10 protein-coding genes are annotated in these 19,034 nt (G+C 45.0%); all 10 read left to right on the top strand.

Annotated features, from left to right (window positions below):
• The first annotated feature begins 4 nt into the window (after positions 1-4).
• Positions 5-6,025, top strand: a complete 6,021-nt coding sequence (locus HMPREF1222_RS00540) for an RHS repeat-associated core domain-containing protein (protein ID WP_016517754.1) — start codon at positions 5-7, stop codon at positions 6,023-6,025.
• Positions 6,026-6,028: 3 nt separating this feature from the next.
• The gene (locus HMPREF1222_RS00535) at positions 6,029-6,508 is read left to right on the top strand and encodes a hypothetical protein (RefSeq protein ID WP_016517753.1); all 480 of its coding nucleotides are present in this window, start codon (positions 6,029-6,031) and stop codon (positions 6,506-6,508) included.
• A gap of 791 nt (positions 6,509-7,299) precedes the next feature.
• Positions 7,300-9,216 carry an RHS repeat-associated core domain-containing protein gene (locus HMPREF1222_RS00530; RefSeq protein WP_016517752.1) on the top strand — a complete coding sequence of 639 codons (1,917 nt, stop codon included), beginning with the start codon at positions 7,300-7,302 and terminating at the stop codon, positions 9,214-9,216.
• Positions 9,217-9,284: 68 nt separating this feature from the next.
• On the top strand, positions 9,285-9,785 hold the full coding sequence (locus HMPREF1222_RS00525) for a hypothetical protein (protein ID WP_016517751.1): 501 nt from the start codon (positions 9,285-9,287) through the stop codon (positions 9,783-9,785).
• Positions 9,786-9,984: 199 nt separating this feature from the next.
• Positions 9,985-10,404, top strand: coding sequence for a prepilin peptidase (locus tag HMPREF1222_RS00520; protein WP_016517750.1), 420 nt, complete (start codon positions 9,985-9,987; stop codon positions 10,402-10,404).
• Positions 10,405-10,632: 228 nt separating this feature from the next.
• Positions 10,633-12,639, top strand: a complete 2,007-nt coding sequence (locus HMPREF1222_RS12355; protein ID WP_016517749.1) for a type II secretion system protein GspD — start codon at positions 10,633-10,635, stop codon at positions 12,637-12,639.
• Positions 12,640-12,654: 15 nt separating this feature from the next.
• Complete coding sequence (locus HMPREF1222_RS00510; protein ID WP_016517748.1) at positions 12,655-14,085, top strand: GspE/PulE family protein; 1,431 nt, start codon at positions 12,655-12,657, stop codon at positions 14,083-14,085.
• Positions 14,082-15,044, top strand: coding sequence for a type II secretion system F family protein (locus HMPREF1222_RS00505; protein WP_016517747.1), 963 nt, complete (start codon positions 14,082-14,084; stop codon positions 15,042-15,044). The genes HMPREF1222_RS00510 and HMPREF1222_RS00505 overlap by 4 nt, the downstream gene beginning before the upstream one ends.
• Positions 15,045-15,187: 143 nt before the next feature.
• Positions 15,188-16,129 carry a tetratricopeptide repeat protein gene (locus HMPREF1222_RS00500; RefSeq protein WP_006188721.1) on the top strand — a complete coding sequence of 314 codons (942 nt, stop codon included), beginning with the start codon at positions 15,188-15,190 and terminating at the stop codon, positions 16,127-16,129.
• A gap of 18 nt (positions 16,130-16,147) precedes the next feature.
• On the top strand, positions 16,148-18,826 hold the full coding sequence (gene greA / locus HMPREF1222_RS00495; RefSeq protein ID WP_016517746.1) for a transcription elongation factor GreA: 2,679 nt from the start codon (positions 16,148-16,150) through the stop codon (positions 18,824-18,826).
• Positions 18,827-19,034: the final 208 nt, after the last annotated feature.

Raw genomic sequence — 19,034 nt, 5'->3', positions numbered from 1 at the left:
GAGGATGATAGAAACGGGAAAGAAGAAGAGGCTATGGTTCAAGCGTATCGTGGCGGCGGTAATAATGATAAGTGCAGCTACGATGAACCTCATAGCAGAAGGGAAGAGAGGGGAAGAATACCTATTAGCGAGTAGCGCAAGCCGCGAGCCGAAAGGCTCGAATAATAAAAGCGATAGAGGGGGGAAGACTAGAGATAATGACAAATCGAAAGGAGATGACAATAAGGGGAAAAGCGGGAGAGAAGCGTATGCAAAAGAAAAACGAGAGTTAAAGGAAAAAGTTGATCAAGCACAAAGAGCGGCAAAGGAAGCGGCGGATAAAGAACAAGCAGCCGAAAAAGCGGTAAAAGAGAAGCGAGAAAGAGAAAAGGAATGCAAGGAGAAAGTGGACGCGGCAGAGAAAGCCGTGGAATCAGGCAAGCAAGCGGTAAAGGATGCAAGAGAAAAGCTTGATAATAGCGGAGGGTCGGAACAAGAGAAGCAGAAAGCAAAAGAAATACTTGCAAAAGCGGAAAAAGATCTACAAGAGACGGAAGCACGATTAAGGGGATTGAATACCGAGGCGGAAACGAGCAAGCAAGAGAGGGAGAAGGCAGAACAAGAACATAGTCAGGCGGCACAGGACAGCAATAACGCGAGTAAAAATTGTACGCAAACACAAATGACAGTAGAAACAGTGGAGCAACAGCATGAAGAACAAAAGAATACTACGGCGAATGAGCAGACGACAGCAATAAATAAACAACAGCAGACACAAAGTAATAGTGCGCAGGCAGGAGATCCGGTACGTGTTACGAGCGGGACATACCTATTGGAAGAAGCAGAGCTTGGTATTATCAAGCGCAGTTACACGAGCGGGAAGAAAGGGCGCGGAAGAGTTGGTAAATGGTGGGTAAGTAACCTCGATGAGCGGATCATCCGTAACGTTGACAGTAAGGCCGCTGAATTCTATAAAGCGGCAGATGAAAACAAGCGAAAAGCGGAACAGCTTTATAACGAAGCAGAAAATATTGAAAAAAGCTATGCAGCCCGATGGGGAGTATCGATCGACGAGGGGTATCTTAGTAAGATCAGAGGACAGCTGGATGCTATCCGTTTAATCTATAACAAAGCGGTACACATTCACGAACGGTATCAGCTATTAAATGCCTTAAATCAGTACAGTGTCAATAGCGACACACCTGAGTATTACTGGGGCTGCGGGAATGAGAAACTTGTATTGGTTGATGTTGAAGGGTTTCCGAATATCTATGAGCCGAGCGGGAAGGGAGTGTGGACACCGATAGATAAAGGGAAGCAGCAGTATAGCAGGATAGAAAGCCGTGACGGGAATGGAGCGGAAAGCGAAGCCGGGTTTATCCTGTATGAAAAAGGCGGAGTAAAGAAGTACTTTAACAAGTGGGGCTTACTGGAAAAGATAGCGTACAGTCCGTATGAAAGTATGACGTTTATCCGCAATGAAAAGCAGCAGGCGGTACGGATAGAGATGCCGCATCATCAAGAGTACCGGCTCAAGTACACAGAAGAGGGACTTCTTAGTTCAATAAGCAACCGAGCAGGACAGACGGTAAAATACGGGTATGAGAATGGCAGCTTACTCAGTGTAACGGATGAGGCCGGCGATGAGGTACGGTATGCGTACAGCGCAAGCGGCTTATTAGAGAAGATTATAAAACCGGACGGCAGCGCGATCACGATTGTATACGGAGAAAGCGATGCGGAAGGGAATGTGTACGTAACAGCGACGGAAGATGAAGAAGGGAACCGGGAAAGCTTTGAATATCACCGGGATGAGAAGTATACGGTACACCGAAACCACAGCGGAATTGTAGAAAGTATCCGGTATGATGACAAACACCGGACGGTGAAGGAAGAGAAAGCAGACGGCAGTGTTATTGTTTATGAGTATGATGATAAAGGCAACAAGACCCGCGCAATAGAGAACGGACTTGCTACAAGCTACACCTACGACGGACGGGGCAACTGTATAAGTATCCAGTATGCCGACGGCAGTAGAGAAACGTTCCGGTACAATGAGCGGGATCAAAAGACGTATGCACAAGATCGGGACGGAGTAACGGCAGAGTGGGTATACGACAGTGCCGGACGATGTATAGAAGTAAGGAGAAACGGCGTCCGTATTTGGGAAGGGGTGTATGACGGTAGCGGACGGCTGACTGCAAGTAAAGAAGCGGATTTAGGACAGCAGCGGTATAGCTATGATGCAAACGATTTTGTCGCTTCGATGAGTATTACAGAAAACGGCACGGAACTGGTTGAACACTATGTGCATGATACGATAGGTCGCATTGTTCGCTATGAAGACGCTGCAGGTCAAGTATGGACTTACGAGTACGGAGCAAAGACGGTAAAAGAGACGACTCCGTTAGGACTGGAGAAAAGCTACTGGTATAATAACCGGAAAGACTTGATTGCGGTAGAAGAGAAAGACAGTGAACGGAATGAAAGCCGCATTACCCGATTAACCTACGACCTGCGGCACTTAGTAAAGGAAGTGCGGGATAGCGCAGGAGCGATTACCGCTTATGAGTACCGAGCCGACGGAAAGGTGGTAAGAGAGAAGCGTGGTGCCTGGGAGAAGCGGTACGAGTACGATAGCGCAGGCCGGATAGCGAAGATTATCCAGCGTAAAGCCGGAAGCGCTGATGAGTATGAGACGGCTGCCGCATACAGCCTACAGGGAGCGGATAAAGTACAAGTCTTTACGGATGGATTAGGGAACAAGCATGTCTACCGCTATGATGCGTGGAGCCGGCTTACCGAGCAGGTCAATGCAGCAGGAGAAACGTTTAAAAGACAGTATAGTGCCGGAGGAGCAGTACTTAGTGCACAGGGAAGCTATGGAGGCGCGTACCGCTACGGCTATGAAGCAGGACTTGCAACCTCCTTCGGGAAAGACGGTGATACGGCAGTCAAAAGAAGCTATAGCCCGAACGGCTTAGTCCTGACAGAAACCGACCGGGACGGAAAGCAAACCCGCTACAGCTACACAGAGCGAGGGCTGTTAAGAAGCATCGGCACCGATGAAGGAAGCATTACCTACGCCTATGACGGAGCCGGCAGGGTTATAGAACAGACCGCCTACACGGAAGCGAACGGACACACCTACCGTACACGATACCGGTATGCCGGACGGACGGTAACGGAAGAGCGGGGAGCGTATATAACCACCTATACCCTTGACGGCTGGGGCAAGCCTGTTCTTAAAACCAACGGAGAAGGCTGGGCTGAGCGGTACCGCTATGACGGCGCAGGGCGCATCAGTGAGGTACGGGACGATATCGGACTTCTTGCCGGTTACACGTACAATGAACTCTCTCTTGTAGCCAGTGAACGGCATGGAACGGAGATTCCGGTCGTCTACACCTATAATGCGATAGGGCTTTTAGAACGGGCTGAACGGGGTAATGAAATCCTCCTTACCCGCAGCTACGATAAAGCAGGACGCCTTATAAGGGAGAAAAAGCAAGGCGTACCTGAAAAAACGTATCGGTATGACGCACTCGGTCGGCTCACCGAAGTACAGAGCGCCGGCGCAGTGCAAGCGCAGTACCGCTACGGCAGTTACGGAAAAACGGTAACGTACACCGACGGAACAGGCAGCGAGTACCTCTTTGAAAAAGATAGCTACGGACTCCTTACAACAGAGCGAGACCGGCTGGGTAATAAACGGCAGTATCGCTATTCAGCAGAGGACGAGCTTACCGAAGCCACGCAGCGGAACGGACAAGTGCGCTCGGTTACCCGCAGGAAGGGATCGGAAATAACAACATATCGAGACGGCAGCAGATATGAAATTACCAAAGACATCTCAGGCGCGGTCATTTATGAGAAAGGCATCGACAGCGAAGGGAAGCGTATATCGGAAGTAACGTATCGCTATGATGAAGCAGGACAGCTTATTGAACAAGCAGATGATGCAGGTGATACCAAGATACTCTACCGCTATAACAAAGCCGGCTACCGCACCGAGATGCAAACAAATGATCGGTACGTTGTGTATGAAATAGACGGACGAGGCCGGGTAATGGAAGTAACCGATCGTAAGCAGTACTTTAAGGTACGTGCTTTCTACGATGAGAATGACCGCGAGATAAAGCGTATCTTAGGTAACGGCAACAAACAAGACTACACCTACGATGAAGCAGGTCGGCTGTTAGGCATCGTAGAAACAGATAGCAACTGGGCGATTATCCGCGCAGAATGCTACGGATATGACGGTGAAGGCAGGCGTATCTTTACCGCCGATGAGAAGGGAAACCTTACCCGCTATGTGTACGACGAACAGTACCGCATAAAGGAAGTACAGTACCCTGCAAGCGAGGAATTAAGAGCATACCACCGGGAAGAAGCGAAGGAAGCGCGGCTGTTTATCGATGAAGGGTCTGCCTCCTATCACAGAGAAATTATGAACCCGGTAGAGCTTGCACAAATCAGCGCAAATTTTAGCCGTCTCGTCGGCGCTCGCACCAGTAACCTTGGCAGTATGGTAGGCAGTATCCAGCTGGTGTGGACTGAACAGTACACCTACGATACCAACGGAAACATCGCCACAAAGACCACTCCCTACGGGACGATACACTACAGCTACGACAAAGAGAACCGGCTTTTAACACGAGGTGCAGTCCACTACACCTACGACGAAGAAGGAAACCTCTTGCGGGAAGAGCAAAGCGACTACTACCTCAAACGCTACGAGTATGCCGGCTTTAACCGGATAGAGACAAGCGATATCATCAATTACCAAGACAACACCCATGTCATCACCGACTACCGCTATGACAGCTTCGGTAGGCGTATCCACACAGCGGAACGCACCAAGAGCGGTATGCGCACTATCTATGATGGACTCTCCTTTGAAGTAGTAAAGGAAGCGGAGACCTTCCTCGGTACACGAGGAATCACCTCAAGCGCAACCAGCGAAGCAAATCTTACTAACTACAACCCGCACGGGAGTGATCATACAAGGGGCACCCGCTACTACTATATCTCCGAGAGGGAACATGAGCTGCGAACGAATAAGAATGGTGCTGCCTTACCCGACCGCACAAAGGGGGTACGTACATACCTATACCTCAATGGACAAAGAGTTGCGGTTAATAACCTGTATAATACCAACCACGGGCAGTACTACTACGGCTCGGATATCTTAGGCAGTGTCAAGTTTGTAACCGGACAAGCAGGGCAAGAGCTGAACCGTATTGAGTATGATGTATTTGGGGGAATATACAAGGGTAATTCGCCTTACGGGCTGGAAACCGGCTACACCGGTAAACCGTATGACGCGGTAACAGGTTTGAGTGATTACGGCTTCCGCGATTACTCCCCTGCGTATGCGAGGTTTATGACCGAAGACCCAATCAGAGATGGAGAGAACTGGTTTGCGTATGTCGGGAATAATCCTGTGAACTGGGTTGATCCGTGGGGATTGAGTGCGAGTGATGGGAAGAAGAAAATAGGTACTGATGGGTTCCCCAAAAACATGGATGAAACAGAACGATATTTGCAGGGAAGAGCGTCGGAACAAGTGATTAATGGTTTTCATGATGCACATAACCATCGTATATCGCAAAATGAATTGAGACCCGAAAAACCAAATGGTCCATGTTTTTTTAGATCATTACAAGCTGCAGCAGAAGAAAAAGTTGGAAAAAATCTTTCATTAGAACAAATAAAAGCTTCAGGAGAACGCTTACATCAAGCAGGCGTAATTGGTAAGAACAATAAAGAGTTTTATTATGTCAATGAACCTAAGAAAGTACTAGAAGATGCTACTAAAATGCTCGGCTATCCAAACGCAAAAGTAACAATTGGCACACGCGGCAAGTCAACTGGTACGGCCGATTATACAATTCGATTTATTCAAAGTAAAGGTCATTTTCAATTAGGAACATCTTTAGGAGACCTTCTCTATGAACCATACCAATATAGTAATCCTGCCAATAGTTTTACCGGTAAGGCAAGTGAACTTCAAGATATTACTATTAATTTAGAAGGAGATTAATGTATGAAAATGAAATTATTAATGACAGTATGGCTGATTACAGTACCATTTCTTTATGTTTACAGTGCTGATGTTGATCTTAACGGCCCATGGGCATCAAAAGAATCTTACAAGTATTGGAAAACAGGGGAGGCAGAGGAAATCGATGCTACAGAAGTAGAAGTTGGTAAAATCACTTATTTATACCTCACACATTCGGTAATGATTAATCAGTATGCAAATCCGCCGATTTTTTATCCCATAGAAGGGGGGGGATGGGAATTGTTATCGATTGTAAAGGAAAATCCGCAGCGGTATATTCTTAAACTGCGGTCATTTAAAGATAAGAATGCAATTGGAGAATTATATGTGAATATGATGAAAGACTTCTCTATATATTTTGAAGAAGGGCAAATGACCGAAGCTTTTAAACGTGAATTTGATATAGCATTTTTAACATTTGGAGAAAATAATACATATGTAAAATGTGATGTAAAAAAATAGAAAGTGATAATTATTTTTATCGATGTAAAAATATATTACTTTTCCCCCATAACCAGTTACGGCGGTATGGGGGATGCCTACATATATAGGGAAGGCTTGCTTACGGACAGCGCTTGAAGCGGTATCCTCTATCAAGCGTTGTACGTCCTTGTACAACGCTTGATAACGAGTTTGACCAAATGTCAAACTCATACTGACAGGATGTCAGGGGAGTTAAGCAGAAGCGAGTTTTTCCACTGAAAAACTCGTAATTCAAAAATGTACACGGAAGTACATTTTTGAATATTTCCGTCCGTGGACGATCAAAAAACATCTGCGGTTTTTGGAGTGGAAGCGGAAAAACACCGCCAGAGCAGAGCAGCAGCGGCAAAAAGATACAAGCGAAAAGCGCGGTCACGTCAAACCTGTACATCCGTGTACAGGTTTGACAACACGTTTTGCAAACAGCAAAACGTGCTTCTGCTTGGAACCACCGTCGTCCATGGCGGTAGTGAAAACCTTACTGGAACTGTAAATGGTTAACAAAATGCAGCAGTCCGCCATAAAAAGCAAACTATACAGAAAAAATAACTCTTGAAGAGGGGGCTTTTGCACATATGAGGAGCAGATACCTCATCAACAAATATACATCCGTGTACATTTGTTGATGGCGAGTTTCTGCTACCGCAAAAACGTCGCTGCTGCTAAGAACCACCGCCATCCGTGGCGGAAGCGACGCCGTAGATGCCCTCAGATTTGCAAAAGCAAATGATCGGTATGTCGTCTACGAAGTAGACGGACGAGGCCGGGTAATGGAAGTAACCGATCGTAAGCAGTACTTTAAGGTACGTGCTTTCTACGATGAGAATGACCGCGAGATAAAGCGTATCTTAGGTAACGGCAACAAACAAGACTACACCTACGATGAAGCAGGTCGGCTGTTAGGCATCGTAGAAACAGATAGCAACTGGGCAATTATCAGAGCGGAGTGTTACGGGTACGACGGGGAAGGCAGGCGTATCTTTACCGCCGATGAGCAGGGAAAGCTCACCCGCTATGTCTACGACGAACAGTACCGCATTAAAGAAGTACAGTACCCTGCAAGCGAAGAGCTGAAAGCGTATCACCGGAAAGAAGCAAAGGAAGCACGGCTGTTTATCGATGAAGGAGCCGCTTCTCACCGCCGGGAGATTATGAACCCGGTAGAGCTTGCAAAGATCAGTGCGAACTTTAGCCGCTTAGTGGGGGCACGCACAAGTAACCTCGGCAGTATGGTAAACAGTATCCAGCTCGTGTGGACTGAACGGTACACCTACGATGCAAACGGCAACATCGCAACTAAAACCACACCCTACGGCACGATACAGTACACCTACGATAAAGAAAACCGACTTTTAACACGCGGAGCAGTCCACTACACCTACGACGAAGAAGGAAACCTCCTGCGGGAAGAACAGAGCGACTACTACCTCAAACACTACGAATACTCAGGCTTTAACCGCATGGAGATGAGCGACATCATCAACTACCGCGACAACACCCATGTGATCACCGACTACCGGTATGACAGCTTCGGTAGGCGTATCCATACAGCGGAACGTACAAAGAGCGGGATGCGAACCATCTACGATGGACTCTCCTTTGAGGTCGTAAAGGAAGCGGAGACCTTCCTCGGTACACGGGGCATCACCTCAAGTGCAACCGGCGAAGCAAACCTTACTAACTATAACCCACACGGCAGCGACCACACGAGAGGCACGCGGTATTACTTTATTCGTGATGAAGGACAAAAACTACGCACCGATAAGAACGGTGAAGCCCTCCCCGACCGAACGAAAGGAGTGCGCACCTACCTGTACCTAAACGGAGAGCGAGTTGCAGTTAATAACCTTTACAACACCAACCACGGGCAATACTACTACGGCTCGGACATACTCGGAAGCGTCAAGTTCATCACCGGACAAGGCGGGCAAGAGCTGAAACGAATCGAATACGATGTGTTTGGGGGCATATACAAGGGAAATTCGCCGTATGGGCTTGAGACGGGGTATACGGGGAAACCATATGATGCAGTAACGGGATTGAGTGATTATGGGTTTAGAGACTACTCTCCGGCACACGCGAGGTTTATCACCGAAGACCCGATACGGGATGGGGAGAATTGGTTCGCGTATGTGGGCAATAATCCAGTGAACTGGGTGGATCCGTGGGGGTTGAGTGCGAGTGATGGGAAGAAAAAGGAAGATTTAATTAAAAATCGCATAAATGATGGTTCGATTCCTGCTTTGCCAAAAGAAGGACCGTGTTATATGCGCGCATTGCAAGCATGTGCAGAAACCTATGCAGAAAAAAATTTAACAGAAAAAGATATTGAAGGATCTATTCATGATTTAACCTCTGGAGATCGTCCTGCAATGGAAACAAATTTCCTAGTCAAGGATGGCCCCGCAGTCATCAAGGATGCCCTCACCCGTCTCGGCGTAGACACTGAAAATCTTGAAATAAGAATTTCATCTCCTGGTAGTCCTACATACGAACAAGATAAACAAGAAGCAATCGCCAGCTTACGGCATGTCGGAACAATCAGTAATCCGGATACTGCGGGACATTGGCAAGAAGGTGATGGAGTGGGAAATTTTCGCTATGATCCGATTACCGGAATTTCTGACGGGGGAAGAAAAAACTTTCCCAATAAGACACGGTACGTTGTTATTCGGCAAAAAGAATAAGCATAAAGATATTGTGCGATAGCAAGAAAGCACTATGGTACTTAAAGCATCGTGAAGGAGGTATACCAATGAAACGATGGACAGTAGGAGCGGTAATACTATTTTTTACCGTAATAAATGTGTATAGCCATAACTATGATTTATGGGGTGTATGGAATGAAGGTAAACGGGTAGCACTAGAGGCTGTTGATTGGGAGGATGGAGAACTGTACAGAAAAACAGAGACATCGACCGGCATCTATCTACAGATAGCAGATAATGGTCTTTGGTTTGAGCCTGATGATGATGGAAGAATGGAAATAATATATCAAGGTGGATATTACATCATCGAAAGCCTGACTGATACGTCTGACGGATATCAGCTATTGGTACGTTCTATGTGGAATGTGAGCGATGAAAAAGAAGAGGCAATACGAGGAATTGTAAATGTCCATTTTCTTGATAAAGATACGGTATGGTTTGAGCTTATGAAGAATGATAAGCGAACGAGTCCAAAGATGCCAAAGTATGATTTTAAAGGGAGAGACTATCCTATGTGGCGGTGTAAAATAGAGAACAGTAAAAAATAAAATCGACGAATATTCTCCCCTATAACCAGTTACGGCGGTATGGGGATGCGTACATATATAAGGAAGGTTGCTTACGGACAGCGATAGAAGCAGTATCCTCTTGCCATTCGATTTACGATATCTACTTTTTTTTTCTTGATTAATCAAATATATTGATAATAGATGAACAGGATATGGATTGTTTGCTGGATATAATCGTATGCTTTCCTATAGTATCTTTGTATTAATTTGTGTATATTTTTCTTATCAAGATATTGTGTACGGTGAAATAAAGCGCATATATTTATATGCGGCAATTGCCGTTGCGCTTTGTGTAAAAGCGCCTGCCACAGCATGGGAAAGTTTCGGAGGTGCCGTCATAGGTATGCTGCTGTTTGCGCTTGCATACCATATAAGCGGGAAACGGCTCGGTATTGCGGATATATGGTTTTCCGGTTTTATCGGCGCCTTTTTAGGGATTATAAAATGGTATGCTGCGGTGAGCATAGGTTGTATTTTAGCACTGCTCTTTTTTATCTGCAGCAGGAATAAACTGAAAGAGCTCCCCTTTATCCCGTTTCTATCCATAGGCGCCTGTGTAGTGGAATTAACGGTACTGCTGTGCGGCCTGAATACTTGAATGGTGTCTCTAAAAATTTTAAAAATTTAATTGCGGAGTGTTGTTTTCCGTTTTATGGGGCTGTCCAAAAACTTCAGTTTTTGGACAGTTTCCTTAGATTTAACTGCGATGTTTAAAATTAAGTCATTATTGTACAAAGACTTAATTTTAAACTCGTCGGGGATGGCGAAAAAGCAACCAACTTTTGAGACATCCCCATGTGATGTTTAGCCTTTAGGAGAAGGTCGTATGAAAAAAAAATTGTTATCGCTTTGGCTATTATGTTTGTATATTCCGCTTGCAGCGGCGGAGAATAAAAATGAAGCGGAGCCTCTTTTAAATTTTCAATTTATCCGGCAGCCAATTACCGATATTGTCTATGCCCTATCGGTATACAGCAATATCCCCATTGTTGTAAATAAAACAGTAGACGGAACCGCCCAATTTCAATTTAGCGGGAATGATTTCGAGCAAGCATTTGATACCTTCATATCGCTGAATGACTTGTATGTGGAAAAAAAGCCCCATGTTTGGACGGTAACACGAGTGCTTGTCCAACCGCTTGGAGAAGGGCGCATCAAGCTTGACGCTTCGGAAGTTGAATTACGTACATTAATCGAATACCTTGCGCGGGAAACGGGAACAACCGTTACCGCCGATATTTTACCGCATGTTACAACATCCATTCATATTCAAGAAAGCACCGCGCAAGAAGCAATCACTTTAATCATGAAACCTTATACCGATTATACCGTATCCGTACACGATGCCTATCTTTCAATTAAAAAAAATCCGGCACAAGCTATACAGATGAGTCAGATACCGTCATATATGCTCGATATAAAAGAAACAGGGGGGCTTTTTACCGTCCGCATTCAAAAAGGCGTACTGCAGGAAATTTTGAATAGTCTTTTTAAGCAAGGTAACCGCGAATATTCTTCATTTGTAAACGGAACGCAAATTATTGAGCGGCTTGATTTTTCCGGTAAGCCGTTTGAAGAAGCTTTAACTTATGTGCTTGAACAAGCCGGTGCTGAATATACGGAAAAGAATCGTATGTACTATATTTTTCCCGTACAGCAAAGCGAAATAATCAATAATCTCAAGCGTGAAGGTAAGCAATGGAGTTTTTTTAAACTTAAATACAAGAATATACAAGAAATTACACCGCTATTACAGGCGCACTTTCCAAACTTACAGATAACACCGCTTGCCGATTCAAGCGGTTTTTTTGCCTTGATCCTGCCGGATAGCCGATACGAATTATCCCAATGGCTGGAATCTATTGACAATAGCCGAATGAGCATTCCGATAAAATTAAAATACATACGAACGGAAGACTTGTTAAAAAAGTTACCTCCTTCGGTAAGTTCAAGCAATATTATCGATGCCGGAGACGGCAACAGTTTTTTTTATGTCGGCAGCGAAGAACGCAGGGATTCTTTTTTAAAAGACATCTCCTATATCGACCGTCCCCATGCACAGCTGCGGTATGATTTGCTTATTGTGCAGTATCAGTCTACGGATAATTTTAAATGGAATTTTAACGTTGCGGCGCGAGGCTTAAAACCCGGTGATCAAACCTTGATAAGCGGCGTCCTCGGCAGTTTACTGTCGTTGAATTTCGATGCAATTTCGGTATTCGGCTATCAATTTGCAGCAAAGTTAAGCACTGCAATGGGAACAAGTGAGGCGCGGATATTTGCCGATACCATGCTGTACGGGCTTTCGGGGCAGGAAATTAAATTTCAGAATACGAGTACCTACCGTTACCGCGATTCGAATATCGATCCCGAAACCGGTAAGCCTAAGTACACGGGTGTTACCCGTGAGATAACATCCGGTTTGATGCTCACTATTAACGGCTGGGTGTCAGGGGAAGGGGTAATTACCACAACTATTACTGCCTCCATCTCAAAACGAGGTGCAGATGTTACGATGAATACCGGTAACCCGCCACCTACCTCCGAAAAAATTATTACAACGCAGGTTCGCTCTCAATCGGGAGAGCCGGTTATTTTAAGCGGCCTAAAACAAAATGAGATGAGCAATGTCGAAGAAGGAGTGCCCGGTCTTTCAAAAATACCGGTAGCGGGACTCCTTTTTAAGGATAAGGTAAAGACAACGGAGAAAACCGAAATGGTTATTTATCTGGTTCCGCATATCGATTATTCGGGCGATGATAGCGGCAATAGTAAGCTGCGGCGTGATACCATATTCGAACGGCTTGTCACGCCGCATTTAGCGAAACATTGATAACGGAGAACAGCGATGCAGGGAATCGTTTTACATGCGGGTTTTTGCGCGCATAACCGTATCATTATTTTGAAACAGGATGAGCACAGGTGCGTCTTCGGTATGTTGGAAGAAAATGCTCCATTGGTGTGGAAGCTGAAAAAAGCATGGACGCATCTTAACTTGCAATTCCGTATTATCGAACAAGATGAGTTCCAAGTGCGGTTGGCTCGGCTGTTTTCTCAAACACAGGAACACGGCGCGGAAAATACGAAAAATGCGGACGCAGGAACTACATCCGAAACGGAAAACGGGAAAAATACTGCGATAGTTCACGGCGTTCCCGATACACCTATCGATACGATTGAAGATGAAGCGCCTATCATCAACTTGATGAACAGCATCTTCCTCGAAGCAATTTCCAAAAATGCTTCGGATATTCATATCGAAACAGAAAAAACCGGCGCAACAATACGGTTTAGGCTGGATGGAGTACTGGTGCCGATGCAGACGGTTCCAGCTTCTGTCGGCAGGGCGCTTGCGGCACGGTTAAAGGTGTTGGCTCATTTGAATGTGCTTGAACAGCGGCGTCCTCAGGATGGAAGGATTGAACTTCGTACGGCGCATCTTACCTTAGATGTGCGTATTTCCATTGTACCGGCTGCATTGGGAGAATCCGTCGTACTGCGGATATTGCCGGATACCATGCTGCCGCTTTCCTTGCAAGAGCTTGGTTTTTCCAATGAACAGATACGGCTAGTAATGCCTTTTTTACATTTACCATCGGGTTTGGTTTTGATTACCGGCCCCACCGGATCGGGAAAGACGACAACCCTCGCTGCTTTTTTACATATTTTAAATAAACCCGATGTGAAAATCATCAGTATTGAAGATCCTGTAGAATACCGCATTGGCGGCATCACACAGATACAAACGAACGATGAATTGGGGTTGAGTTTTGACGTGCTGTTAAAACGGATATTCCGTCAAGACCCCGATATTATTATGATTGGAGAAATACGGGATGCAAAAACCGCCGAACTTGCCGCGCGCGCCGCATTAACCGGTCATCTTGTGTTTTCTACCCTGCATACGGATAACGCCGTCGAATCGGTGATGCGTCTGGAAGATCTCGGTGTGCCGCCGTATCTTATCAGCGCAGTGCTGCGCGGCGTTATTTCGCAACGGCTTATGCGACGTGTGTGTACCGAATGCGGCGGTACAGGATGCAAAGCATGCGCACATACGGGCGGCAAGGGACGTATTGCCGTTGCCGAAATTTTTCCGATAGACGAACCCTTTGCCGAAGCGGTATATACTCGTGCCTCGCCGCAAAAATTGTACCGGCAGCGTAAACAAAAAGGGCTGCCGTCGATGTATGAAGATGCCTGCGCTAAAATGCGGCAGGGTATTATTACGCCGCAGGAAATAGCACGGGTGCTCGGCGCCCCGCCGGTTGAAGCATGAATACCTTAAAACGAACGCTGCTCTTTACGGATTCCCTTTTAACGATGACCGAAAGCTCACTGACGCTTTTTAATGCCGTTACACTTTTAAGCAACACGGAAACCGATAAGCGGCTGCAGGAAGGCTGTTCTGCGTTAAAAGCTGCGTTAGAGAATGGAGCTGCATTTTCCAAAGCGCTTCAAGATATTCAACACAAAACAAGGGTATTCGGCTTTAACGGGTATCATTTCGCACTCTTTGCCTCGATAGAAAAAACGGGGAATCTCGGTGCAGCACTTAAAACCATCAAAGCCGATCTTGAACGAAAGGATGATTTGCGGGGACAGCTGATTGCAGTGCTCGTTTATCCCTGTTTTATCGTACTTGCAGCTCTTACCGGTGCGTTTTTTTTGCTACAGACAGGAGTGCCGTTTTTGCAGCAAACGGGGAATATGCCGGCAGAATTTTATACGGATGCATTACACGGATTTATTGTTGCTCACCTTTTTTTGTGTGCGGCAGCGGTATTGTTTGCTTATGGACTGGTTAAAATCTTCAAAGAGGATTCGGCTGAAACGCAGTGCTTTTATCTCTTGTCAACGCTGCTTACCGCCCACATCCCGATCGTGGAAGCGGTAGCGGAGACGGTACAGGCAATCAATAGCAAAAAAATGAAAAAAGCTATGGTTATGGTAAAAAAAGAATTGGCGGCGGGAGCATCGGTATTATATGCTTTTAAGAATACACAGTATTTTCCGCGATTTGTGTTTCTGTGGCTTGAAATTGCACAAAAACAGGGGGACGGCGCCTCTATCTTTTCATTTCTGGCAGAATATTATAGAAAGAAAGATATAAAAAAACGGGAGATAACGATGAAGTTTATCGAACCGGCGGCAATCGCCATCGTCGGTGTGTATGTACTGCTGCTGATTCAAAGCCTTGTTATCCCGCTTTTAACCTATTACGGGAATATGTTTTAGGTCTAGCCCCCTCAATCCGAAGGACTTTAGCCGGTAATCAGAACTACTCTTATAAATGTTCGAAATTGAGCGCAGATAATAACAAATTCTTAAAAAAGGGTCAATTGACTAAACCTCTGTTATCAGTATAATAGTATGGAACTATGATAGATCGTTCTGTTCAAACCATATTGCAGCCCGCTCTTGCCTTCCTGAAGCAAGGAGACCTTGAGCAAGCGCATACAAGTCTGGGACGGCTTCTTGAACAGGATTTGGAAAACCCTCAAGTGATGTACACACTGAAAGGGGTTAGTTTTTGGCTTGACCGAGTGCGTTATTCACAAGCCTTAGCCGATGATTTCTTGCGTGGTGAGTATATTATTTCTCAATGGAAACCCTTCCTTGACTATATAAAAAAGAAGGGAGACTTTAACGAGCCGATTATTTATGCTCTTAAATGCACTGTGTTTACGATTGCACTGAGGCTGTATCAATCGCTCCTAAGCGGAACCGAACCGGTGCATAATACAGCGGAAATATACCGGAAAACAGGGCTTTGTTATAAGGCACTTGGCGATTATGAAACGGCAATCAGATGTCTGCGGTATGCAGCCGATATGAACACGAATTCATCGGCTATTCTGGCGGAACTTGCCGATGCTTATGCTTTAAGCGGCGAAGTACGGCTTGCGAAGGTTTTTTTTCGAGAGGCACTGTTTAAAAATGCATCCGGAATAGAGATGTGCTTTCTTGAATCTGAAATTATCAACGCGCTCGTTACTAAAGTAGCCGCTATCGGTCATACAGGAGAGGAGTTATTGGAATGGCTGCCGGTTTACGGGACGCTTGACGGCGTACTCAATGTAAAGCGTGAACTGAAGGCCTTGGAACTGGGGAAGCTGAAGCAGTCTATCTATATGCTCGAAAACGAGCTTAGAGAGAAAACCGTAAAAGATAAAAAGCTTCTTGTTCCCCGTTTAATTAATTATTATTTTTGGCTTATAGACCATTACATGAACGGTACTATCGAAAGGTCAAAAATCGATGAAATTCTTTTAAGAATTAAACTGCTCGACGAGAAAATTTATAACCGCTATATACGGTAATGACACAGTGAGGTGAATATGTCAGATGTATTAGAAAAGAATGTCCGCGATATATTTAATGAGGAAAAGTGGACACGTGCTGCCATTACAAATTATTCTATTAACAATTTTAAAGAACTTGACACATTAATTGAAGAAGCAAAAAGGAACCATCATCTGGACGAATTAAAGGCATTATCCGATGAACATCTCTCTCATAACAAAACAAGCATTACGGCATTGTATATTTCAAGCATCATTGCACTCTCCAAACAGCTGCTTGACGACTCTTCACTCGTAACGCTGGTAACAATTTTTATCGATAACCATCGGATGCAGATTGTCGAATATCTGTGCCAGCGGGTGCTTGAATTCGGAGATTCAAAGTTTGCGCTGCGGACTTTGGCAAACTGCTACAAAGAATCCGGCAACGATGCCATTTATGATATTTGGGAGCGGCTTACCCGTATCGACTACGAAGAAGCCGATATTCCTAAACAGCTTGCCGAACGGTACCAGCAAATGGGCGAGCCGGAAAAAGCCGTTGAATATTATAAAAAAGCCTTATACCGGTACATCAACCGGCATTCTTACACTGCCGTAAAAGAAGTATGGGCACGTTTGGTAGAATTAGTACCGCAAGAAATTGATTTTTTCTATCATGTACAGCGGAAGATAGCCGACCACCTCGGAGCAGAGCGAGGCGCCGCTCTGATGCAGGATCTGTACGATTATTATAAAAAAGAAAAAGACTGGAATACCGCTATCGATATTTTAAAACTGGTACTTGCCAGCGATGATAAAGACAACTGGGCACGGAAAGAAATCGTAGAATGCTTTAGAGAAAAATATGCGTCGCACAGTCAGCTTGAAGAATACATAAAGGTCTCCAATTTGACGCAAAGCTGGCGGAACGTCTTTGAAGCTATTGACGATTTTGAAAAGCATATTTCTTTTGACGAAGGTTGTTTTGTGTTCCACCGGACATGGGGAGTCGGCCGTATTGCAAAAGTCAATAATGATGAATTAGTGATCGATTTTGCAAAAAAACGCGGCCATACGATGAGTCTTAAAATGGGTATTACTGCGCTTCAAACTCTGGATAAAGACCATATCTGGGTGTTAAAATCGATCATGAAGCGCGATGAATTGGCCGCAAAGGTAAAAAACAATCCGGAGTGGGCACTCAAGACTATCATCCGCAGCTTTGATAATAATTGTGATTTTAAACGGATTAAACACGAACTCATCCCGTCTCTTTTAAGCGACAAAGAGTGGACGGCATGGAGTACCAAGGCACGGAAGATTGTTAAAGAGAATCCCGAATTCGGCATTAATCCCACAAATATAGACTTTTATACCGTCCATACACGCCCGATTTCGCTTGAAGAAAAATTGTCGAACGAATTTAAAGCGCAGAAAAACTTCTTTGAGCGGGTTGAAATTATCTTCAACGTTATGGAAAGCGGAGATACGGACTCGGACAGCTTTCAAGATATGATTAATTACTTTGACGCATTCCTGAAAGCCTTTAGTCAGGTAAATGAACAAGTAATTGCCGCCTATTTGGTTATGTCAAAAGTAACGGCAGCGCTGCCGCACTTGAGCGTTACACAGCATCATAATTTTGCGGAACTATTTGCACAAATAGAAAATCCCGCTGCCATATATCTCGGGATAGAAAATAAAGAGCTACGAAGCGCATATCTCCGCAATATCAAAAACCTTGTTCCCGATTGGAGCGATCAATATGTCCGGCTCTTCCCTGTAGTACTTTCTCCTGAGGTTTTAAATCCGCTGCTCGAAGAATATCCCGAAAAGGTAAAAGAACTGGTACTCACATGCTTTAAAGATTATAAAGAATACCGTGAAGCGGTTATTTGGTTCTTTAAAAATGCTCAGGAAGAACAATGGTTTAAGGATTTGAATATCGATTATGAGCATCAAATTATCGTCCTTATCCATATTCTTGATATAACCTATCGGGAAATTGCAAGCCGGCGGAACACAACTGAAAACCGAAAAATTAACAAGCAGATTCATACTATTCTATTCGGCAAAGAAGCCTTGCTTGAAAACTTTATCCTCGACCATGATGAAGATGCCGTTACAAGACTTTACACGCTTGTCAGCGATATTAAGGATTTGGATCCGCCGATTAAAATGCAGCTGCGTAACCGGATTCTCGAAAAATACAAGAACTTTAAGTTCTTCGATGAAGTTGAAAAAACGGTTACCGGACGCGGCTTAATCGTAACATCGAAGATGCTTGAGGAAAAGAAAAAAGAGCTGCAGCGGCTTATCGAGGTTGAAATACCGCGCAACTCGAAGGAAGTCGGGTTTGCACTTTCCTTGGGCGACTTGCGTGAAAACTCGGAATATAAGGCTGCAAAAGAAGAGCAGAATAGACTTAATAACACGGTAAGCCGCTTACAAGAAGAGCTTGAACGGGCACAGGTGTTCGATCCTACCACTATCACGACAACGAGGGTCGGTTTCGGCACGGTTGTTACATTGGAAAAACCCGGCAGCAACGAAAAAGAAACTTATACCATCCTCGGCCCGTGGGAGTCCGATCCCGAAAACGGCGTAATATCGTATATGTCGCCGCTCGGTACAAACCTGTTAAACCACAAAGTAGGCGAAACGCTTTCATTTACCGTAAACGAAGAGGAAAAAACGTATAAGATACTTGATATTTCTGCTGCGGCCGAGTGATGATGGCGAGCCTTTAAAAAGCTAACCAAGTGATCCGATAATATAAGAAAGAGCCTTTGCAAAAGAGATTTTTGTAAAGGCTCTTTTAAAATCAACAACTCCGACGCGAGCGTCGGGGTACAGTGCTCAACGTTTCGCACTGTATGTTCTATAAGGTGGTTGCAGTCGGCTTTAATACCCTTCGTTACGACGCAAGCGTCGGGGTATT

Source organism: Treponema vincentii F0403 (assembly GCF_000412995.1).
Taxonomy (GTDB): Bacteria; Spirochaetota; Spirochaetia; order Treponematales; family Treponemataceae; genus Treponema; species Treponema vincentii.
This window is presented reverse-complemented; position numbering and strand designations above follow the sequence as displayed.

Coding starts and splice junctions, on each gene's coding strand:
- HMPREF1222_RS00540 (WP_016517754.1), top strand. CDS start 5: ATGATAGAAACGGGAAAGAAGAAGAGGCTATGGTTCAAGCGTATCGTG.
- greA (WP_016517746.1), top strand. CDS start 16,148: ATGTCAGATGTATTAGAAAAGAATGTCCGCGATATATTTAATGAGGAA.
- HMPREF1222_RS00535 (WP_016517753.1), top strand. CDS start 6,029: ATGAAAATGAAATTATTAATGACAGTATGGCTGATTACAGTACCATTT.
- HMPREF1222_RS00520 (WP_016517750.1), top strand. CDS start 9,985: ATGCTTTCCTATAGTATCTTTGTATTAATTTGTGTATATTTTTCTTAT.
- HMPREF1222_RS00525 (WP_016517751.1), top strand. CDS start 9,285: ATGAAACGATGGACAGTAGGAGCGGTAATACTATTTTTTACCGTAATA.
- HMPREF1222_RS12355 (WP_016517749.1), top strand. CDS start 10,633: ATGAAAAAAAAATTGTTATCGCTTTGGCTATTATGTTTGTATATTCCG.
- HMPREF1222_RS00510 (WP_016517748.1), top strand. CDS start 12,655: ATGCAGGGAATCGTTTTACATGCGGGTTTTTGCGCGCATAACCGTATC.
- HMPREF1222_RS00505 (WP_016517747.1), top strand. CDS start 14,082: ATGAATACCTTAAAACGAACGCTGCTCTTTACGGATTCCCTTTTAACG.
- HMPREF1222_RS00500 (WP_006188721.1), top strand. CDS start 15,188: ATGATAGATCGTTCTGTTCAAACCATATTGCAGCCCGCTCTTGCCTTC.
- HMPREF1222_RS00530 (WP_016517752.1), top strand. CDS start 7,300: ATGGAAGTAACCGATCGTAAGCAGTACTTTAAGGTACGTGCTTTCTAC.